The organism is Nostoc sp. UHCC 0252 (assembly GCF_034931145.1).
In the GTDB taxonomy this organism is placed as follows: Bacteria; Cyanobacteriota; Cyanobacteriia; order Cyanobacteriales; family Nostocaceae; genus Nostoc.
Map to the genome: position 1 here is coordinate 132,421 of NZ_JAYGHE010000011.1, position 22,625 is coordinate 155,045.

Here is a 22,625-nt window from a genome sequence, read left to right on the forward strand (position 1 = left end):
TCCTGCCATCACTAAATTATGATCAAACTTTGTAAGCATTTCCTGTGACCTACACGATGTCTGCTAATTCTCTGCCTGAAGGTGCCGCCGTTTGGCATAGTTTAGAAGTTGATAAAGCGCTAGACCTGCTTGATAGTAATGCAGACAGTGGCTTAACACCCCAAGAAATTCAACAGAGGTTGCAAAAGTACGGCCCCAACGAACTTGAAGAAACTGCTGGCCGTAGTACTTGGGAAATTTTGGTGGATCAGTTCAAGAACATTATGTTGTTGATGCTGATTGGCGTAGCTCTGATTTCTGGGATTTTAGACCTGGTGGCTTTGCGGGCTGGTGATTTGAAGCCTGGTGAAGTGCCATTTAAAGATACGATCGCTATTTTAGCAATTGTCATTCTCAATGGCATACTCGGTTACGTCCAAGAAAGCCGTGCTGAAAAAGCCTTGGCAGCTCTGAAAAAAATGACCTCTCCCTTAGTGCGAGTCATCCGCGAGGGTAGATTGGTGGAGATAGCAGCCAAGGAACTAGTGCCAGGGGATGTAATGCTGCTGGAAGCTGGGATGCAGATAGCCGCAGATGGACGCTTAATCGAGCAGTCTAATTTACAAGTGCGTGAGTCGGCGCTGACTGGTGAAGCCGAAGCGGTGAATAAACAGGCATCATTAAAATTGCCGGAGGAAACATCATTAGGCGATCGCCTCAATGTCGTGTTTCAAGGAACCGAAGTAGTCCAAGGACGCGCCAAGATTCTGGTGACTAACACCGGAATGACTACAGAACTCGGCAAAATTGCCACCATGTTGCAGTCGGTAGAAAGTGAACCTACGCCGTTACAGCAACGAATGACTCAACTGGGTAACGTCCTAGTTACGGGTTCTTTGATTCTCGTGGCGATCGTTGTCGTCGGCGGTGTGATCCAGGCAAGAGGCTTTAGCAACATCCAAGAACTCTTGGAAGTTTCCTTAAGTATGGCGGTTGCTGTAGTGCCTGAAGGTTTACCTGCTGTAATTACCGTGACTCTAGCGCTGGGAACCCAGCGAATGGTGCGCCAAAATGCTTTGATTCGCAAACTGCCCGCAGTGGAAACTTTGGGTTCTGTAACCACAATTTGTTCTGATAAAACCGGTACACTGACGCAAAATAAAATGGTCGTGCAATCGGTTTTTACCAATAACCAAACTTTTCGCGTTACCGGCCAAGGTTATGCTCCCACAGGGGACTTTCAGTTAGATGATCGAACAATTTCCCTAGAGGAAGCTCCAGAAATTTCAGCGTTGTCTGTTGCCTGTGCTGTTTGTAATGATTCAGTGTTGCAAAAAGAACAAGGTGAATGGGCAATTTTGGGAGATCCGACAGAGGGCGCATTAGTTACTCTGGCGGGAAAAGCTGGAATCGAAAAAGATCAGTGGAACAGTAAATTACCTCGCGTTGCCGAGTTTCCCTTTTCTTCAGAACGCAAACGGATGAGCGTGATTTCTCAGGTGGAAGGAGTCGCCACGGGTGAAGCGTCTTCGAGAGATGTTGACCCGGCGATCGCTGGCTTGATCCAATCTGAACCTTACTTAATGTTTACCAAAGGTTCCCCAGAGTTAATCCTGGCACGTTCCACTCAGATTCATTTGGGCAATCACTCACCCTCCTTGACCGAAGCACAACGCCAAAACATTTTGGCAGAAAATGACCTTATGGCGAGTAAAGGTTTACGGGTGCTAGGTTTCGCCTACAAGCCCCTGACGGAGGTTCCACCGGAAGGTTCAGACGAAGCATCTGAGCAAGGCTTAGTATGGCTGGGATTGGTAGGAATGTTAGATGCGCCACGCCCAGAGGTAAGGGCAGCTGTGCAAGAGTGCCGAGAAGCAGGAATTCGCCCAGTCATGATTACTGGCGACCACCAATTAACGGCACGAGCGATCGCTACCGATTTGGGAATTGCCGAAGAAGGCGCACGTGTCCTCACAGGTCAAGAATTGCAACGGATGAGTGACCAGGAATTAGAGCAAAATGTTGACCTAGTGAGCATTTACGCCAGGGTTTCCCCAGAACACAAACTGCGAATTGTCCAAGCATTGCAACGTCGAGGTAGATTTGTAGCAATGACGGGTGATGGTGTTAACGATGCCCCAGCCCTTAAACAAGCCGACATCGGGATTGCAATGGGCATTACTGGCACTGATGTCAGTAAAGAAGCCAGCGATATGGTCTTACTTGATGACAACTTCGCCACCATTGTCAGCGCCACCAAGGAAGGTAGAGTTGTTTACACCAATATCCGCCGCTTTATTAAATACATTCTAGGCAGTAACATTGGTGAAGTTCTCACCATTGCAGCCGCACCCCTAATCGGTTTGGGAGGCGTTCCCCTTACTCCCTTACAAATTTTGTGGATGAATTTGGTGACAGATGGTTTACCAGCTTTGGCATTAGCTGTAGAACCTCCAGAACCAGATGTGATGCAACGTCCGCCTTTTAGTCCCCGCGAAAGTATTTTCGCTAGGGGATTGGGTTCTTACATGATTCGCATTGGGATCATTTTTGCCATTATCAGCATTGCCTTGATGTGGTGGGCTTATCAACATACCCATGCCCCTGAGTATCAGGGCAATCCTGAAGCTTGGAAAACAATGGTATTTACTACCTTGTGTATTGCCCAAATGGGACATGCGATCGCTATTCGTTCCAATAACCGACTGGCGATCGAAATGAATCCCTTTTCTAATATATTTGTACTAGCGGCTGTTGTCGTCACCACGATTTTGCAGCTAATGCTAGTTTACGTCCCACCCCTGCGAGATTTCTTTGGTACTCACTATCTCAACATGCAAGAGTTGGGGGTTTGTATTGGCTTCAGTTCCTTAATGTTTGTCTGGATTGAAGCGGAGAAGATATTTCTGCGGATTATGGGCAAGAAGGCTGTGTAAATTGGGAATGGGGAATGGGGAAGAAGCAAGGGAGCAGGGGGACAAGGGGACAAGGGGACAAGAGGTGAGAACTTGAAATAAGTCTTTTCCCAATTCCCAGTTCCCAATTCCCAGTTCCCAATTCCCAGTTCCCAATTCCCAATTTTCAATTCCCACTATGTACCTAAAAACTCTAAGCCTCCGACAATTTCGCAATTATCAAGACCAGCAGGTTGAGTTTAATGCCGCTAAAACAATTTTGGTAGGTAATAATGCTCAAGGAAAGTCGAATTTGTTGGAGGCGGTGGAGTTGCTGGCGACGTTGCGATCGCACCGAATGACCCGCGATCGCGATTTGGTTCAAGAAGGGGAAGCCATAGCCCAAATTAATGCCACCCTTGAGCGTCAAGCAGGGGTTAGTGATCTGACTTTAACGCTGCGCCGCAATGGTCGCCGCAGTGTTGCGATTAATGGTGAATCCATCCGCCGTCAAATGGATTTTCTCGGCGTTCTCAATGCAGTCCAGTTTTCTAGCCTGGATTTAGACCTAGTACGCGGCGGCCCCGAAGGTCGCCGCAACTGGTTAGATACACTCTTAATTCAACTCGAACCAGTTTATGCTCACATTTTGCAGCAGTATAACCATGTCTTACGCCAGCGCAATGCCTTTTTAAAACGCCATGTAGAAACGTTAGATGCAACGTCTCTACACTCAGAATTGGCGGTGTGGGATGCACAGTTAGCGACCACAGGAACCAGGGTAATTAGACGACGCGATCGCGCTATACAAAGATTAGCTCCTATTGCAAGTGCTTGGCACGCTAGTATTAGCGGCAGTACAGAAGTTCTGCAAATTAATTACGTGCCTAATATTCCTTTAGAGGATAACCATCCAGAAGAAGTGCAGCAAGCTTTTTTAGCAAAAATTCAGCAAAGAGCGATCGCTGAAATGCACCAAGGCACTACTCTTGTCGGCCCTCATCGAGACGAAATAGAATTAACTATTAACCAGACACCTGCTCGTCAATACGGTTCTCAAGGTCAACAACGAACACTAGTTCTAGCCTTAAAATTAGCAGAATTACAATTAATTGAAGAAGTCGTTAAAGAGCCACCTTTGCTATTGCTTGATGATGTCCTTGCTGAACTCGATTTATCACGCCAAAATCAATTGCTCGATGCCATTCAAGACCGCTTTCAAACGCTAATTACTACCACTCACTTAGGTTCTTTTGATTCCCAGTGGCTGAAATCCTCCCAAATTCTTTTTGTGAAAGCAGGAGAAATAATCCGACAGTGATTATCAATTATGAATTATTTTGATATTATTCAAACCTTTTAAAAACGTTGAGAACTATAAGAGTCAGCCCAGAACTGATTAATCCTAACTGCCATAAACCACAGCCAGCAGCAATTCCCAATGCAGCCGAAACCCAAATAGCTGCTGCTGATGTGAGTCCATGAATTTTAAATCGCTGTGATTCTTGGGGAGATTGGCGCACAATTTCTCCAGCACCGAGAAATCCTACACCAGTTGCAATTCCCTGAATCACGCGGCTCAGTGCATCAGGACTATCTTGCAGTTGTCCTGTTTGCATAATTATCAAAATAAATATGGCTGAACCGAAACTCACCAGCATGTGAGTTCTTAAACCAGCTGGTTTGTTCCTAATTTCGCGGTCTAAGCCGATTATTGCTCCAATAAACAATGCAATGCATAGCCGGAAGCTTATGTTCAGCCAATCATTAGTTGCGAGGTAGTAAGTATTTGGCAATGTTTAGTCTGGTATAGAGAATTTTATCTGCTAGTACATCACGACCGAAATGCAGCTAACATATCAATTAATCAGATAAGAGGCAAAATGTCCTGGTTTTTAAGGTAGATAAACTTTCACCAAAATGTACTAGATTAAATAGTAATTTTTTTGCAAAAAAATACTGTACAAATATTTATATCTTTTGATTAATGGAGTTTCATTCTACAGGTGCAATTTTATTTTATAAACTATATTATACTTGAACTCTCTCAGTTTTATAATTTTATAATATTTTATTTAGCTTAAAACTAGAATTTTCCATTGTTCGGATTATGTTGCAATAAGACATTATTTTTTTCGATGAAAAATTAAGTTTGCGTTATGCATTATTAAATTATGGCGACGATCTTAATCTCGACAAACTGGATGATTTTTTAAGTTAATTAAATAGTTAATTAGCTATTTAATTATGAAATTATACCTAAAATTGCTAGATTTAACCCATACGCTCAATAATAAAATATGATACCGCCATCTACAACTTGCCCAAATATAGCAGATTGCAACTTGGTGAGGTAATATGTTGTGCCCCTACCCATGTAGTTCATTTACCTCAAATACGCTGTAACTAAACTCTGTTTTCAGGGAAGGAGGCTAAAGAGAGGAAAAGATTTGATTTACAAAGGTGTCGAATTACAGCGATACATTGTGTAACTAGCTTTCATCAGGTCGGTAAATTAAACGCAAATCCTGAAAACTATTCCTAGTAGGGAGTCAGTGAATTTAGGGCTGATAAGTACCAAGAAAAAATGGCTGTGGCTACAAATAGACAACTAAAAAATTGAGTGGATAAACTCTACTGGCTAAACCAAATTAAACTACAAGACCGCGCCAAGGTAGGTGACAAAGCGTTTTACTTGAGCAGAATCATGCAGCGTGGCTATCCAGTGGTGCCTGGTTTTGTTGTTTCGGCGGAAAATTTGCTGCAATTTCTCGAAAATCTCAATAGTTCAGAATCATTAGTGGCTGACTTGCCCCATTCTTCGTTACACCTAGATGTAACTAATTGGCGGCAACTCCAGCAGGTAGCTGGTCGCTTGCGTCAAGAAATTCTCACTGCGACTGTGCCACAGCAGTGGGTAAGTACAATTTTCCAAGCAGCTAAAGAATGGCAAACTAGCTGTTTGATTCTTCGGCCTACTTTGGCGGTATCAACTGGTACTCCAAGTATGAAGAATATATCTGGTTTGCTGGAGTCGGTGTTTTGTCGGTGCGAACCGGAAGCGATCGCTTTTGCCCTAAAGCGTACCTGGAGCCAGATATTTCGGGCCAGAAGCCTTTTATATTGGCAACGAGCAGGAATTAATCTGCAACAAATAAATCTTGCTGTGTTGGTGCAACCTGTTGAAAATGCGATCGCTAGTGGTTTGCTCACAGCCAACTCCTCTGGATGGGAAATTGAAGCTACTTTGGGATTAGGAATTGCGATCGCTCTTGGCGAAGTCCAGCCAGATGTTTACTACATTCAACAGGCAACCGGGGCTGTGGAGCAACAGTTAGGCAATAAAATACTCGCTTATGGTGTGGATGATGCCGCGCTTGAAGCTTTTTCCCAACCCATGCCTAACTCAGCGCTAACACCAGATCACACTTGTCTGAATACCTACGTAATTCAAGAAGCCCAGCAACAACAGTACGCTCTACAAGAAGAATATTTACAGCAAATAATCGGTCTGGGAACTCAACTAGTAAGTGAACTAGGTAAAACTTTCACTATTAAATGGACTATTGCTCAACAAACTACATCTAGCAAGCTCTACATTACACAAGTTAGTTCCCCCCAATCTGCAATTCCTCACGGACACTTCATTAGGGGACTAGGCGCGGCAAGGGGACGTGTTGTAGCGACTGCCCTAGTAATTAATAATTCGCAACAGAAACCCGAACAACTACCCAAGGGAGTGATTTTAGTAGTACCAACAATCACTCCTGATTGGCTACCATTACTACACCAAGTTGCTGGTATTGTCACAGAACAAGGCGGATTAACCAGCCATGCTGCCATTCTTGCCAGAGAATTAAGTATTACAGCCGTAGTAAATGCAACATCTGCCACAACCTTAATTCAAACTGGCGAACGACTGTTGCTTGATGGCGACAGAGGAGAAATTTATCGAATTACAGGAAACTCAAAGGAGGAAATGGAAAGAGGTAGAGAGCAGGAAAGTGGGAAACTGGGAGGAGAAAATTCTATTTCCCCGAATCATCTCAACCCGAAAGCGCCCCAATCTCCTGTTTCTCATCTACCTATGATTGCTACCCAACTGCTGGTTAACTTGAGTCAGTCCAGTTTAATAGAAGAAGTGCAAAGCTTTCCTGTGGATGGGGTGGGATTGTTGCGTTCAGAATTGATGGTATTAAATATATTAGACGGGCAACATCCTAATAGTTGGATTTTAGGCGGTCGTCAGGCAGAATTATTAGAGCTATGGTCTGAGCAGATTATGGAGTTTGCTCGTGGTTTTGCACCCAGACCAGTTTTTTATCGTTCTTTAGATTGGCGATCGCAGGATTTACCATCGTTTAGTGATAGTTTAGAATCTTCGTCGCAGTCGATGTTAGGTGAACGTGGCACTTTCAGCTATTTACGAAATCCCGCACTATTTGAGTTAGAACTACAAGCTTTAGCGAATGTACAGCAAGCTGGCTACAATAATGTAAATCTACTATTGCCCTTTGTGCGGACTGTAGAAGAATTTATCTTTTGCCGTCGCAAAGTTGAGCAAGCCCTTTTAACTGAGGTGTCGCAGTTTCAATTGTGGATGATGGCGGAAGTACCAAGCGTCCTGTTTTTACTGCCCGAATACGTGAAAGCAGGTGCAGCCGGAATTTCTATTGGTACAAACGACCTAACCCAATTATTGCTCGGAGTAGATCGAGAACAAGGACAGTTAGCAAAAGTATTTAATGAACGTCATCCAGCAGTTATGAGTGCGATCGCTCAACTGATCCAAATGGCTAAAAGTGCCGGTATACCTTGTTCAATCTGCGGTCAAGCACCAGCCCTCTATCCAGAAATCATCGATAAGTTAGTGGAATGGGGCATAACTTCCATTTCTGTTGAACCGGAAGCAGTAGAGCGAACATATCGAGCGATCGCTCGTGCCGAACAACGCTTAATTTTAGCAGCTGCACGACACGACTTAAAGTAATCCTATTAAATAGCAATACAGTTCAGATAAGACCAAAACCCTTGTAGAGACGGCGATTTATCGCGTCTCAAAAACCCAAAATTTTTGCCGCTAGCCCTTAACCCAAGCGTATTGTATTTAATGATTCTAGCTGTGACAGCCATGTGTTGAAGTGGGGACACCTGCTCCGAATTATTTGCAGTCCGATCCGTTCAGCCAACTGTGGTGCAAAAGCAGGCTTCGCTTTTTCATAATCAGGAAACCGAGCGATGATGCGTTTACTGGGAGCTGTCTGCTGTCCGTCGTTGATCAACTCAGGTGTCTCATGTTGATTAGCGATCGCCTTAAGAGCCTCAATCTCCTTTGTACGTCGAGCATCAAGATATTCAAAGCACGTTGGATCGGCAAAAAGGTATGCCTCGTATTCATGTAACTGAATGTACGGGATAAATCGGGGATCACTGATATCATCTGCAAAGCGTTGCTCTAGAAATTCGACCCGTTGTACAGGATTTTGGCGTTTACTCTCAGCTTCGGCCAATCCCGGAAAATCAGGAGCAATAGCATACAAATCAATCATGGTAGTGAAGAATGCATCAGGATTGCTATCTTCCTTGAGCGATCGCAGAATATCGTTTTTCATTGGCTCGTAATTGCGTCCACCGCCGCGATGCACCTTCCCTTTTTTTCTGGCGTGAGCGATCAGCCGAGGGTAGTGCATAAACACTTCATGTTGAGCTAAGTGCGGTTTTATCAAAGTATCGGCGAATGTCTGCTCGGTTTGCCCTTCAGCAAATAGGTAGAGGCGCACCATTAATGCGGCCCTCCCCCGATGATATTTTTCTCCCAAATTTCTCCCAGACTGTACTCGTCGAGCCAAGTTTCTAATACTCTGGGATTGAGGCGCTTAAATTGCGACTCCTTGCCCTCTCGGTTGACCGCAATCACATTTTCAGGATCAAAATTATCCAACAAGGAGATTGATTGAGTGCTGATGAGGATTTGCGTATGGAGCGAAGCCTTGCTAAACAAGGCAGCCACAACATTTAGAGCATAGGGGTGAAGACCTAGTTCTGGCTCATCAACAACGATGAGTTCTGGTAGTTTATCCTCTGGCTGTAAGAGCAGCGTTACAAGACATATAACGCGTAAAGTGCCATCTGAGAATTGATGGGGCCCAAACACCCTATCTGACTCCTTTTCTTGCCAGTTCAGAATGACACGATTAGATGAATCTGGCTCAAGAACAAAGTCATCGAAAAATGGTGCAATCAAACGAATTGTTCCGACGATACGTTGGTAAGCTGAAATATTGTCCTCGCGGAATTTTAGAAGTAATGCAGCTAAATTTCCGGCATCAGGCATGAGCCATCGGTTATCGCCAACGTAACATGATTGCCGCACTCCCGCCGTAGAAGATGTATCGTGAAAATGATAAACACGACAACGATCAAGCAAGTACTTGAGAGCCTTGGCTGTTTGTTTACCTTCCTCTGCTGCTTCAGTGATTTTTGTTTCCTGATGCCCTGCACCCAAGTGGTCAATTCTTGGGGATGTCCTACCCGTTTGCAGAAAGCTCAATGTCTCTTCAGCAAAGAACAGCGTATCGCCTGCGGCATGGAATAACCGCAGATCGTAGGTATCCACCCCGTTTTCGACTTCAAACTCCAATTTTGCTTCTATCTGAGGAGTTACCTTGGGCCCAAAGTGCAAAAGGGACTGAGCGCGCCCTGACATACCGATATATTGTTGGAAGCGTCCAGCCATCATCTCATTAAGCATCTTGAAGAACGAGATGAGATTGCTTTTGCCTGCTCCGTTTGCTCCGATCAAAATATTTAAGGGACGCAACTCAATATCTATCGCCTTAATAGACTTGAATCCGTTAAGGGTTATTCGTTGCAGCCTGTTCAAAAGTCGGTCTCCTGAATCTGTAAATGTGTATTTGCTTGCTATTATCTAACACCCACAGACTTCTAATAGAGGATTATTTTGATTTTACAAATAAAAAATTTGGAAAACCTCACGAGCCGATATTTTTTAAATCTTGCAGGATAATTTTAGTACAGAAGATACACAGATTGCTGTCTTGGTGTTGTATATAGCACATTCAACTTTATACAACACCATCAAAATGTCAATATCGGTAAATTGCCGCAACGGCTGTGCTATATGGAATCTCTTCAAAGGGAACAGCGTAAACCGTGCCACCATTTAATAAGGTATGAGCAGCGACAAAATCCAACAAATCTTCATCACCAGTTTCTTTTTCTGGGTGCAAATAAACTGTTTCTGAACTTGGATCGAATAAACCCCATTGTTGCTGACCAACTGCGACTAGTAATGAATCCACTCGTTGGTAATAAGCTGCTGAGACGACTTCTTCGAGGTTGTTAGATGCTTTACCAGTATCGCTGCCAAACAATTCATGAAATTGCTCCAAAACTGCTTGCTGTGACTTTTGGAAATCAGCCTCGACAATCGGCCAAGCTTGCTCATGTAACTCTTGGGCGCTGAGAATTTCTGGATTACCAGCGATCGCTTCATCCATCAAATGCTGGTAAGTATTTGCTTGTCTGTACACAGGCAAGAGATATTCTACCCCAGCCAGCACCAAAGGCGCTTTTTGCAATTTCAGTTTATCGTGTAATGCGTGATCGACAATCTGAAAGAATTGTAGAATGTCTTCTTGCCGTCTATCCTTGTCAGGGCTTCCCTGCCCGTGAAACGTGCCTGGTTGCGAAAAAGAATTGGAGGTTCCCCCTCTGGATGTTGCGATGCGAAATTGACCTTCTTTAGCAGTATCGTCTCTTTGCAGAGCTTCATCTAGACTTTTAGGGAGATTCTCTACTTCCACTTCTTTGACGCTGTAGCGTGTTCCTTCAAAGAATCTGACATCTTGTTGGCTCAAAGCCAGTATATAAAAGCGACCATTGCCATTTAAAATTGGTAGCAGTGGTTTGATGTGAAATCGGTCTGTAACCACAACCAACTCTTGAAACTCAATTGGCAGAGGATAGTAGCGAAAAATATTTTCAGAAATAAAAATTGCTAATCCTGGTTCTCCCATTTGCTCCCAAAATTCTTGCGTATCAATTTCTTGGGATTTTTCCAACAATGCGATCGCGTCTTCCTCCTCCAAACCCGCATCAATTAAACGAGCCTCTGCTTCTCTGAGCAAATTTTTAAAGCGAATTGGGTTTTGTCGCACTGCTGGCCCGGCTGGGTGCATTGGCATATAAATGGAAACACAATTTCCTTTTGGCTGTTCTATTAATGCCTTTATTTCTTCTCTAGAGATTAATTCCATGAGATATCCCTCCTATCAGTGCGAGCAAAAAACATCAGATCAGACCATCGATATTCAATGATCTGAAAGGACATTATTCTCAGATGGTGGCTGTTAAAGTCCAACCGTTTGCTTCTGAGTTTATTTCACCTTAAGGAGGGTTTAGTTGCATCTTTCTTTTGATAGGCAATATTCATCAAAGGAATTATTAATGAAAACCCCAAATTTAAAATCTGAAATCGCCACTAACATCAAATGTTTGGCGTGTTAGAGTTAGTGCTTTCTGATTTAATCCCAATTCTAGTATCTGGTCGGCTAAGACCTAAAGTTACTCGTTTCATAATCCAGTACAAACCGGCAAGTACCATAAAGGTGATAGCAATAATTACTAGGGGCTGTTTTCCCAGGATTTCTTCTACTCCTTTGGTAAGTAAGGCATCGGGTTGAGTAATAAAATCCCAACTGTTGAAACGTAAAAATCGCCCCCAATAAACACCAACAGCGCAGAGAATATGGGTAATCAACTCAACGCGCCAAATCCATTGGCTTTTGCCGATGCGATGTAAGTAGTAACCCCAATTAATTAACGAGATTACATAAGCTTCAAATCCACTGAGAATTACTAGCAAATACAGAGGAATAAGTACTAAAGTAATCATCCACACCGATTGAATTGTGCGGATATCATCTATCAAGTGAATTACATCGGTCAACAAATACGGTGCATTTGGTAAGAAAGCATAGAAAACTAAGAATCCTAGCCACCAAAGCCAAGAGCCACCGCGCTTATAGCGAAATAGCCACACACTCAAAGCTAAAGGTATAAAAGCCAGAAATAAATTCCAAGTCATCCAACTCGTGTTAATTCGCATTACTTGTATAACTCTGGCTATCAATTCTTCTTTCATAGGTGCTAACTCAGAAGACGTTTGATTGTTCTAGATTTACTTTGTAGTGTTAGTCTTAATCTCAGCGATTGACTGATAAAATTTTTTACCCCAAGGAAATTTATTTACTCTAAAACCAGAGAAGGCTTTTGTGTCACTTAAAAGGAAATGCACTGTGATATATGTCTGAAGTTTAGAGTTTTTATGTGTTTCATACTGGGAGATAAAATTTCTCAATCAATCAGCTTAAATCACTAGTATAGCCAGAAAATCATCTGGGTAAAATCTCCCACCGAAATGAAGCCTGAGCAACAAAAACGCCGCAAATAGCTTCTAGTGGAGTTTTTTAATTACAATATTGCCCGTGTCTTGGCTATTATATAGATTTCCTTTTGCCCTGCAATAGTTCCAGCACCTTAGAACTTTTGCCAAGATACCCTATCTCTCAGTTTTCGGGGCTACGCTATATATACAAGCTTTTTAGAGTTTTTTCATAGGCTTTTGATCTCCCAACCCCCTTAAAAAAAGGGGGCAAAAGAAGCTCTCAAATAACTAACGTACTAGCACTCGACTACGAGGGCCGATCGCTTGTTTGCGTGAAGCGGGTATTGTGCAGCTATTGGTAGAATCCTGTGAACAAGCAGCTTGAAAAAGGGTTGCAGGGTTAACCATTACTTGATTACCCTCTAAAGAATTACCGTTACTCAATTCCATATTAGGTGTAGTAGAAAGTGATGGAGAATTAGTGCTTGTAGGTGTTGGGGAAGCGATCGCACTTCCACTATTAACTATTGGTGTAGCAGTAAATTCACTTCCACTATTAACTATTGGTGTAACAGTAAATTCGCTTCCACTATTAACTATTGCTGTAGCAGTAAATTCACTTCCACTATTAACTATGGGTGTTGGTGTGGGTGTACTACCACCACTAACTACAGGCGCTGGAGTAGGCGTATTACCACCAACGGGTGCAGGAGTTATGAGGGTTGCATTTGCAGGTACTTTGATTGTTATTCTCGCTAGGGGAGAGTTAGTCATTTCCAAAGATGTCACCTTTGGCGAACCTGGGAGATCGGACTTGAAATCAAAGACTGTGGGAGTTGCACCACCATTGCGATCGCTATATCGCACTCCATATCCACTCACTTCAAAAGTACCCTGATACTGATTCCCAGTCTTTGGATCGGTGACAGTACCAGTATAGAAGGCTTTTGTGAGATTAAATTCATCCTGAACGACTCCTTGAAATGTAGTTCCTGCCAATTTTCCCTGGTAATTATAAGGTGTTAACTCACCGCCAGCGAGAATTGGCGAATTCAAAACGCCATTAAAGGAGACAATCGGAATCCCTTTAAAGTCAACAAAGTAATGCAAACTCCCATCCTTGCGTGTTTGTACTTTTACATAGTCTGACTTGTAAACCGGAACGTAATTAGGATTGTTTTTAGTACCTAAGTTCCGTGAGTAAGTCCCCGCATCGTCTGTATCAACACGAGTAGTACTTTGATTGAAATTGGGATTAATACTGGGAAGTTGGATAGTGCCCGATAATGTGCCAGTGCTTTGAATTGTGATTTGAGCAGAAGCACCTGTTCCGCCTAAACCGATGATAACTGCGGCTAAACTGCTACTGCTAACAACTGCACAACCCAATTTAGTTAATGAATCTAATTTCATGAAAAACTTGCTCCTTTAATCACATATAAAAAAATACACGCAGCTTTTCGTCCCTTCTATTGGGCAATACAAGCATTTCATACTGAATTAATCAGTATGAAAATAGCGCTCTTTATTACATTTTCATCAGTATAAAGTTAAAACCGGAAAGTTGCCCTTAATGCTCCAACGACTAAAGTATCGTTAGCTGCATTGTGATCGGGATTGAAAATAACGAATAAGCCCGGAGTCAAGGCGATATTGTCGCTTAACTGGGTGCGGTAAAAAAGTTCTACGTGAATTGATGTGTCACTACGTCCGCCTGCTGTTCCCCCATCAGAAAAGTTAGGGAAATTGAAACCTTCGGGTAAAGTACTCGAAGTAATTTTGGGCGGTTGTCCGACGAGAACGCCCCCTAAATTTCCAGGGCGCAGTAAGTTGGGGAAGGCTGCGAACACCATCCAGTTTGTAGTTTCTACGCTTCCAGGAAGGTTGAATGGTTTGGAAGAAGTAAAGCCACCCCAACCGCCCAATTGCAAATTAGGGTTAATTCGCCAAGCAACGGTAGCGCCAATGGCTTGGGTATCAAAAGCTGTTGCATCTGCAAAAGGCGAAATCAATTGAGAATCGCCGATACCACTTCCCAATAAACCATCTGGAGAGTGGGAATAAAGATAATGTACGCCGATATCGATATCATTGGTGGGTGCTAAACTTAACTGAGCGCCAGCAGTAAATCTACCGCCAAATAATCCGCCCTGGTTGATATTGCCAGGGAAACTAGGGATTTCGGAACTATAAACGCCTTGCAAACTGATGCGATCGCTAATCTGCCAATCAAAACCTATACCACCAGTGCCGTTGCCAATACCTAAAATCGGGTTACGCTGACCGAATAGAGAAATTGCCCCATCGTTGGAACCTTCTAAAGGACTAATACCGCGAAAGGTGTTGATGGGGTTGACTCCCGCCGTACCGACGACAATTCCCAAGTTATCTGTGGCCAGAAATCGATAAGATAAGTCACTAATAACTAGATTGTTGTCTGTATTTGACTCGAAACCCAACCGTCCCATATTGGTAAATAGCAACGATGCATTAGAACCCAAATTACCCGCAGACAACCCTGTTAGCAGCAAATCTCGCCCTGTAAATGAAGTTGCTAAGGTTAGTTGGGCGCTACTTGTGAAAGTCAGATTGGTTTTTCCTTGACGTTCAGGAACTCCATCTCTAGGAAACAAATCCACATCGGGGCTATTGCTTCCCTGGACGCTAAAAACGGCTTGGCCAAATAATCTGGTAGTTGTGGAAAACTGATTTGCTTGTAATTCAGTACTTCGGTGTTCGGTAGTCTCAATAAGCTGTTCTAATTGCTGCAACTCTGTTTTGAATTCGCCTTGTAGCCTTTGCAGCAAGATTAAATCTTCATTATTAATAGGATTAATTTTATGATTAGCGATTGCTTCGTTAATCTTTTCCAAACAGGCATTTAAACGAGCCGCAAATTCATAACGGCTGATAGTACGGTTTCCTGAATAAGTCCCATCAGCATATCCCGCAATGCAGCCATAGCGTTCTACTAAGGATTGCAAAGCATCAAAAGCCCAGTCAGAGGGTTGCACATCTTTAAGTTGCGACACCGAGGTGACTTGAGACATTGGGTTGTCTGAGTCTGGAGACTGGGGAGGTAGAGAGAATTCTTCTGTGTTTTCCTGGTTCTGTGCAACTTCGATTACAACTTGAGTATTTTTTAATTCGGGTAAGTTAGAGGAATTTATAAATTGAATTTTTTCTCTACTTTTTTTAAGTATATTCTCGTACTTATCTTTGATTGCTGATGAGGTAGTTATATCTGGTTGCACAAATTCAGGCGGTGTAATTTCAGCAGGGGAGACAACTTGAGATAAATTTTCTTGTGTTGACTCCTGTACCAGCTTATCTGACCTAACTACAGGCTGTTCTGGTAAATTAAGCGCAGAGATTGGCGCTGTTGCTAACACACTCGCCATCAGTAGACTAATATCACTCATGGTATTTCATTTGACTTGCACCAATACTTCTTTTGACAGAAGAAGTTGGTGTATATCAGGAAGATTTATGAAAAATGAGTGATAAAAATTACTGCTAGTTTAAAAGGCGATCTCTAAGATTTTGAGTAAAAAAACATTCTAGTGAAACGTGCGGTTAGAAACCGCGTCTACACAGACAAAACCCGCCTGCGCGGGTTAAAAATATTAATTTTCTCTTAGTCCGCGCAGGCGGACTTTGTTTGTGTAGCCGCGAATTCTATTCGCCTGGGCTGTATAATGCCAATGCCCCAGATAGATTATTCTGGCTGGCTACAATACTTGTTCATTTGATTGACTAACGTATCCGACTGCTTGCCAAGCGTTGTAGCTGTTGTCAGTGCTGAGTCGATTTCAGTTCTCGCTTTTTGGATTTTTTCTCTACCAGATGCGGAAGCGTCTGCTATCTTGGTTGCACCAAGGGCTTTACCTGCTTTAGCGATCGATTGACTGAGATTTTGAAAAATTTTCACAAAACCGCTTTGAAATTCTTTCAGCTTGGGATCTTTTAAATTCAGTTCTTTAATCGATTTAGTCACAAATTCTAAATCTTTAGACAGTTGTATGCTCGTGATCACTTGCGTTCCTTTATTCTGATCAATCAGAGAATTTCCCGCATTTACAACTCGAATCAGTCGCTGGCACTGAGAAACTTTATTTTCGTTGCAACTGCTAACGAACAAAGCAATGCTCAGACTAACAGGAACAATAACAGTATATTTACGTAAAACAGACATTAATACCCCAACGGTAATAAAATCAACATTATAGTATCCAATATTACGAGTAAAGAAGATAACTAAGGTAGGGGGCTTTAGACAGGAGTTAGAAAACTTGCTTCATCCACTTTTTTACAACCAGGACTTATGCAAACAATAGCCAAAACTTGATTTTCTGCTTAGGGCAATCCATGTAGACACAAAGCGGCTTCTCGCAGGGTATTGCCCCTGAGTGCATGTAGTTTTGAGTAAGTTAAGTAACTACGCAAAATTAATTACAGTCATTGCGAACGAAGCGTTCGCGGAGCGTCTCGTAGAGATAGCAATTCGCTTGCGGCTGGGATTGCTTCATTTCGCTTCGCTACATTCGCAATGGCACTGTGTAATTAATTATGTTTAACTACTTATAACAACTATTACAAGAAAGCCCAGAGCAATATCTAAACTGCGTGATCCTCTGGCTCAATTAACTTCATGCTTATCTTTGCTATTTTTTGATAAACTCTTTTAGTGATTTCACTCGCTCAATAGCTTTTATTTAGTTGCAATCACTACTTAGGTTACGGTAATAACTTTAGATTGATATATTAGCCTTACTAATACTAAAACGTCTTCACATAGTCTTGATAAACTGTATATTTGCTGACTTTGGGGACTTAATGGTACAGTATTTATTGTCTGTATAAAAAATTTTGGAACCAGGCAAGAGATACCATATAAACAAATGGTTAAATATAAAGTTTAGATAAAGTTCAGAAAAATACTGTGAATTGAGGTGCGGGAATTACTAAACTTTTCAGAACAGCTAACTGTAACAAAACTATTCATCAAATTTTGGCTAATTAGGTTCAATCAATAAGGCCAGCAAGTGTTCGGCTTTATTTGCCTGGGCCTTTACACATCCTCGTTCTGTAATGTGAAATTATGAAGATTAACTCATCCAGCTCACTGTTAACAGTACCAACTGGCCCACTAAAAATTTCAGATTTACCCCCTAACCATCAGGGTACAAGTGCTGAATCTATTCATCTTTCTCTAGTAATTCCTACTTATAAAGAGCGTGACAACATCCAGAATGTGGTCAGTATATTGAGTCGGCTATTGGATGAATCGATCGCAGGAAAGTATGAATTAATTGTGGTAGACGATGATAGCCCAGACCGAACTTGGGAAATAGCACAATCCTTGACGGAAGAATACCCTCAGTTGCGGGTGATGCGGCGGCAGCAGGAACGGGGGCTGTCTTCGGCGGTAATTCGCGGATGGCAAGCAGCTACGGGGAATGTGTTGGGGGTAATTGATGGAGATTTGCAGCATCCGCCAGAGGTGCTGATGCAACTGTTGCGTAGTGTTGAGAAGGGAGCAGATTTAGCAGTAGCCAGTCGTCACGTTGAAGGAGGCGGTGTGAGTAGCTGGAGTGTTGTGAGGCGTTTCTTGTCTCGTGGCGCTCAGTTGTTAGGCTTGGTAATATTACCGGGAGTATTAGGCAGAGTTACCGACCCCATGAGTGGTTATTTTATGGTGCGCCGGAGTGCGATCGCCAATGCAACACTCAATCCAGTCGGATACAAAATTCTCTTAGAAGTAATTGGGCGGGGAAAAGTAGACCAAGTTGCCGAAGTTGGGTATGTATTCTGCGAACGCAAAGAAGGCGAGAGCAAGGTTACATGGAAGCAATATATAGATTACATCCATCATCTAGTGCGGTTGCGGCTTTCCACAGGGCGAGTCGGAAAATTGAGTAGAAAGGTCAATTTCCCTGTTGGTCGATTCCTTCGCTTTGGGTTGGTTGGGCTGAGTGGAGTATTTGTGGATATGACAATTCTTTATTTACTCAGCGATCCCACTACCTTGGCTTGGCCATTAACGCGCAGCAAAATTATTGCTGGTGAAATTGCTGTTTTAAATAATTTCATTTGGAATGACGCTTGGACATTTGCTGATGTCAGTGCCAGACAGCAAGAATGGCAGCAACGCCTGAAGCGGTTTTTGAAATTCAACGCTATCTGTCTTGCTGGACTGGTATTGAATGTACTGATATTAAATTTAGTATTCAATTTCTTGATTCCTAACCGTTACATTGCCAACTTTATTGCGATCGCAGTTGCTACAATCTGGAATTTCTGGGTTAATTTGAAACTTAGCTGGCGCATTACCGATGTGAAATAATCACAATGATGGATTTGAGATTTTGACTTTTGTTTTTAGACTTTAGAACGAACTTAAATCTAAAACGTCAAATCTACAAATTCACAAGTGTGAGGCCAGGTAATGAGAGTTCTTTCTCAAGGTGCATTTTGTTTTTACAAAAAAATTATTGCTCATGCTACTCATTTCCTACAAATGGTAGGTTCAAACTCTACCTTACAACGTAAGCATTGGCATAACTTGCAGGCTCGCCTCCCACCTTCCTGGCTTCACCCTTTTCTAAACTTGATGTGGTTAATCATCGGCATTAGCTTACGCTTAACCAACTTGACTGCAAAGCCTCCTTGGACTGATGAATTTTCCACCTTGGTATTTAGCTTGGGGAATACTTTTTTATCAGTGCCCCTAGATCAAGCGATCGCACCTGATATCCTATTACAACCACTGCAACCAAACCCAGCAGCTAGTATTGGTGATGTGGTTCATAACTTAATTACTCAAGATACTCATCCACCACTGTATTTTGCACTAGCTTACCTGTGGATGAAATTATTTCCTAGCGACGGCGGATTAGTATCTTTGTTTGGTGCGCGATCGCTACCCGCGATCGTAGGCGCTGCTTCTATACCGTGTATTTACATATTGGGTAGGGTAGCATTTCGTTCACAATTAGTAGGACATTTGGCTGCTGCAATGATGGCAGTATCACCCTACGGTATCTTTTTAGCACAAGAAGCACGCCATTACAGTTTGGCAGCCTTATGGGTAATTGCCTCTCTTACCTGCTTAGTAATTGCTACACGCCATATTCAAAATCGCACACCTTTACCCATTTGGATAGTACTTTTCTGGGTAGGAATTAATGCTTTAGGTGTTGCAACTCATTACTTCTTCACCCTTACCCTCTGCACAGAAGCCGTAGTTTTGATTTTTCTTGCTTGGCTGCAATTGCAGACTAGCAAAAAATTTTCGCTTTTCTTCTCTCCTACCTGGTGGCGCATCTATGCAGTTGCTACAGGTACAATTGTTGCGAGTTTAATTTGGCTACCAGTCTTTTTAGAGAATAGAAATCGTAGTAATTTGACCGAGTGGATTCGAGGTTCGCGCGTCGGGCTAGATTGGTTAAGCCCAATTTTTCAGGCTTTAGGAACATGGATTGCAATGATTTGTCTGTTACCAGTTGAATCTTCACAGCTATTGGTTGTGATTCCTTCTGGACTGGTGACGCTGATTTTCTTTATTTGGGCACTGCCAATTCTGCTGCGTAGCATCAAGATTCAACTACAGCACCCAGAAAACCGGATTATGATTCAGGTGTTTGCTGGAGTTGTGATTAGTGCGATCGCTTTATTCTTTATCTTTACGTATTTTTTGGGTATTGACCTGACCAGAGGTGCTAGATATAACTTTGTTTACTTTCCTGCGATCGTGATTTTACTAGCGGCAAGCCTCGCAGTTTGTTGGCATTATCCCAAAAAATTGATTGAAATAGAACAAGGAAAAAATGGCATAAAAAGTATAGGTAGATGGGGAATAAACGGTAAAAAAGCCGTAATATTAATTTGGTTAATGGGATTTTTTAGTGCAGTTACGGTAATCTGCAATCTTGGGTATCAAAAATATTATCGCCCTGACCAGTTTGTGCAGCTAATTCAACAAACATCCCCAGAATCAGTATTAATTGCCACTACTCACAAAACTTATGTACACACTGGCGAAATGATGGGAGTAGCTAGGGAGTTTAAACTTGCCAATTCATCCCAAAATTCTTTGTTTCTCCTCGCCCATCAAGATAAAGATCCAAATACTTCTACAATTGCTCTAGAAAATACTTTAAAGACGTTACCACGACCTTTTGATTTGTGGCTAGTAAACTTTCACGCCCCTGTAGCAGAAGCCGTCAAAACATGCGTCATGTCTGATAATCAATCTTTGCCAGCTGTAGACGGCTACGAATATCAACTTTATCACTGCCATTTTGGAGGCAGGGAGTAGGGGGCAGGGAGCAGGGGGCAGGGGGACAAGGGAAAAATTATACTCAACGCCCAATGCCCAATGCCCCATTCCCCATTCCCCATTCCCCATTCCCATCGGTAGATGCATCTTCTGGAAGTTCCTCAAATATCGATATCCATAGGAGACTAGAGATAGAAGAAAATTTATCTTGATAGGTTTTCAAACAGCGAGGGCTGTAATTAGTTAAGGAGTATTTATGCGTGCAGTACTGATGGCAGGGGGTTCGGGGACGCGGCTTCGCCCTTTAACTTGCGATCTGCCCAAACCGATGGTGCCTATCCTCAATCGGCCAATTGCCGAACATATTATCAATCTCCTCAAAAGACATCGAATTACAGAAGTTATTGCGACGTTGCATTATTTACCTGATGTCTTGCGAGACTATTTTCAAGATGGCAGCGATTTTGGGGTTCAGATGACTTATGCCGTCGAAGAAGATCAGCCTTTGGGTACAGCAGGCTGTGTGAAAAATATTGCTGAACTCCTTGATGAAACCTTTTTAGTCATTAGTGGCGATAGCATAACAGATTTTGACCTTACAGCTGCGATCGCATTTCACAAACAAAATAAGTCAAAAGCTACTTTGATTTTGACCAGAGTTCCCAACCCCATTGAGTTTGGGGTGGTAATTACCGATGAGGAAGCACGAATTAGGCGATTTTTAGAAAAACCCTCTAGTAGTGAAATTTTTTCCGATACAGTCAATACTGGTACTTACATTCTTGAACCAGAAGTTTTAGAATATCTACCACCAAATATTGAATGCGACTTTTCCAAAGACTTATTCCCCTTACTGCTAGCAAAAGATGAGCCAATGTATGGTTACATTGCTCAAGGTTACTGGTGCGATGTTGGTCACTTAGATGCCTATCGGGAAGCTCAATACGATGCCTTAGATGGGAAGGTAAATCTCGATTGTGCCTATAAAGAAGTTTCTCATGAATTATGGGTAGGTCAAAATACTTACATCGATCAAACGGCTGTGATTGAAACCCCAGCAGTGATTGGTGATAATTGCCGCATCGGGGCTAGAGTGCAGATTGAAGGTGGAACTGTAATTGGCGATAATGTCACCATTGGTGCTGATGCCAATCTCAAACGCCCCATAGTGTGGAATGGTGCATTTATTGGTGAGGAAGCGGCTCTTTCTGCCTGCGTAATTTCCCGTGGCGCTCGTGTAGACCGCCGCGCTCAAGTTTTAGAAGCGGCTGTTGTGGGTTCGCTTTCCACGGTGGGAGAAGAAGCCCAAATTAGTCCAGGTGTGCGCGTTTGGCCCAGTAAAAAGATTGAGTCGGGGGCAGTTTTAAACATTAACTTGATTTGGGGAAACACCGCCCAGCGAAATTTATTTGGGCAACGTGGTGTCCAAGGATTAGCTAATATTGACATCACTCCAGAATTCGCTGTGAAATTGGGATCTGCTTACGGTTCTACCTTGAAACCTGGTTCTAAAGTAACGGTTTCTCGTGACCAGCGTAATGTTTCTCGGATGGTGACGCGATCGCTCATTGCGGGTTTAATGTCAGTAGGTATTGATATTCAAAACCTCGATGCTACAGCTATCCCCATCGCCCGTACAGTTATACCCACAATGTCGGTAGCTGGCGGTATCCATGTCCGAGTCCACCCCGATCGCCCTGACTACATTCTGATTGAATTCATGGATGTTAAGGGTATTAATATCACCAAAGCTCTGGAAAAGAAAATCGAAGGCGCTTACTTTAAGGAGGATATGCGGCGGGCGCTAATTCATGAAATTGGTGATGTATCTTATCCTAGCCAAGTCATGGATCGCTACTGCACTGCTTTTGAGAAATTGTTGCATGTTCATACACTCCGCAACAGCCGCGCAAAAGTGGTGATTGACTATGTTTATGCGGTATCGGGGGCAGTTTTACCCCAAATGTTGGATAAATTTGGCGCTGATGCGGTGGTACTGAATGCCAGTGTCAATAAAACGGCGATGTCAATTACCGATCGCGAAGGACTGCTGACTCAAGGG

Annotated in this window: 15 protein-coding genes; 6 read left to right on the forward strand and 9 right to left on the reverse strand. The window is 42.8% G+C overall.

Going from position 1 to position 22,625, the window contains the following annotated elements:
- Positions 1-56 precede the first annotated feature (56 nt).
- Both VB732_RS10065 and recF read left to right on the forward strand, forming a co-directional pair.
- Entirely contained in the window at positions 57-2,915 is a 2,859-nt protein-coding gene (locus VB732_RS10065; RefSeq protein ID WP_323230704.1) for a cation-translocating P-type ATPase, read from the forward strand.
- A 157-nt stretch (positions 2,916-3,072) separates the two neighbouring features.
- Positions 3,073-4,194 carry a DNA replication/repair protein RecF gene (recF, locus tag VB732_RS10070; protein WP_323230685.1) on the forward strand — a complete coding sequence of 374 codons (1,122 nt, stop codon included), beginning with the start codon at positions 3,073-3,075 and terminating at the stop codon, positions 4,192-4,194.
- A 25-nt stretch (positions 4,195-4,219) separates the two neighbouring features.
- On the opposite strand, the gene VB732_RS10075 is transcribed toward recF, so the two are convergent.
- Positions 4,220-4,669 (reverse strand): MgtC/SapB family protein, encoded by a 450-nt coding sequence (locus tag VB732_RS10075; protein ID WP_323230686.1) that lies wholly within the window; start codon positions 4,667-4,669, stop codon positions 4,220-4,222.
- 827 nt (positions 4,670-5,496) lie between these two features.
- Between VB732_RS10075 and VB732_RS10080 the strand changes: the two genes are divergently transcribed.
- A complete protein-coding gene (locus VB732_RS10080) occupies positions 5,497-7,863 on the forward strand; it encodes a putative PEP-binding protein (protein ID WP_323230687.1) in 2,367 nt (788 codons plus the stop codon).
- A 97-nt stretch (positions 7,864-7,960) separates the two neighbouring features.
- Here the strand turns inward: VB732_RS10080 and VB732_RS10085 are convergent, their stop codons facing one another.
- The 7 genes from VB732_RS10085 to VB732_RS10115 all read right to left on the reverse strand — a co-directional run bounded on the left by VB732_RS10085 (position 7,961) and on the right by VB732_RS10115 (position 16,477).
- Positions 7,961-8,656, reverse strand: a complete 696-nt coding sequence (locus tag VB732_RS10085; protein WP_323230688.1) for a DUF4276 family protein — start codon at positions 8,654-8,656, stop codon at positions 7,961-7,963.
- Complete coding sequence (locus VB732_RS10090; protein ID WP_323230689.1) at positions 8,656-9,756, reverse strand: AAA family ATPase; 1,101 nt, start codon at positions 9,754-9,756, stop codon at positions 8,656-8,658. Before VB732_RS10090 ends, VB732_RS10085 begins: the two co-directional genes overlap by 1 nt.
- A gap of 223 nt (positions 9,757-9,979) precedes the next feature.
- Positions 9,980-11,152: a hypothetical protein gene (locus VB732_RS10095; protein WP_323230690.1), complete on the reverse strand. Its 1,173-nt coding sequence runs from the start codon at positions 11,150-11,152 to the stop codon at positions 9,980-9,982.
- 230 nt (positions 11,153-11,382) lie between these two features.
- Positions 11,383-12,039 (reverse strand): DUF1361 domain-containing protein, encoded by a 657-nt coding sequence (locus tag VB732_RS10100; RefSeq protein ID WP_323230692.1) that lies wholly within the window; start codon positions 12,037-12,039, stop codon positions 11,383-11,385.
- Positions 12,040-12,570: 531 nt separating this feature from the next.
- Positions 12,571-13,695 carry a hypothetical protein gene (locus tag VB732_RS10105; protein ID WP_323230694.1) on the reverse strand — a complete coding sequence of 375 codons (1,125 nt, stop codon included), beginning with the start codon at positions 13,693-13,695 and terminating at the stop codon, positions 12,571-12,573.
- A 137-nt stretch (positions 13,696-13,832) separates the two neighbouring features.
- Positions 13,833-15,704 (reverse strand): iron uptake porin, encoded by a 1,872-nt coding sequence (locus VB732_RS10110; protein WP_323230695.1) that lies wholly within the window; start codon positions 15,702-15,704, stop codon positions 13,833-13,835.
- A gap of 296 nt (positions 15,705-16,000) precedes the next feature.
- Positions 16,001-16,477 (reverse strand): hypothetical protein, encoded by a 477-nt coding sequence (locus VB732_RS10115; protein WP_323230696.1) that lies wholly within the window; start codon positions 16,475-16,477, stop codon positions 16,001-16,003.
- Positions 16,478-17,383: 906 nt separating this feature from the next.
- On the opposite strand from VB732_RS10115, the gene VB732_RS10120 reads away from it, so the two are divergent.
- Positions 17,384-18,628: a glycosyltransferase gene (locus tag VB732_RS10120; protein ID WP_323230697.1), complete on the forward strand. Its 1,245-nt coding sequence runs from the start codon at positions 17,384-17,386 to the stop codon at positions 18,626-18,628.
- A 267-nt stretch (positions 18,629-18,895) separates the two neighbouring features.
- Complete coding sequence (locus tag VB732_RS10125; protein WP_323230705.1) at positions 18,896-20,602, forward strand: glycosyltransferase; 1,707 nt, start codon at positions 18,896-18,898, stop codon at positions 20,600-20,602.
- Between the two features lie 43 nt (positions 20,603-20,645).
- Here VB732_RS10125 and VB732_RS10130 read toward each other — a convergent pair whose 3' ends face one another.
- Positions 20,646-20,786: a hypothetical protein gene (locus tag VB732_RS10130; protein WP_323230698.1), complete on the reverse strand. Its 141-nt coding sequence runs from the start codon at positions 20,784-20,786 to the stop codon at positions 20,646-20,648.
- A gap of 33 nt (positions 20,787-20,819) precedes the next feature.
- On the opposite strand from VB732_RS10130, the gene VB732_RS10135 reads away from it, so the two are divergent.
- A partial coding sequence (locus VB732_RS10135) for a sugar phosphate nucleotidyltransferase (protein ID WP_323230699.1) occupies positions 20,820-22,625 on the forward strand: 1,806 nt, incomplete at its 3' end.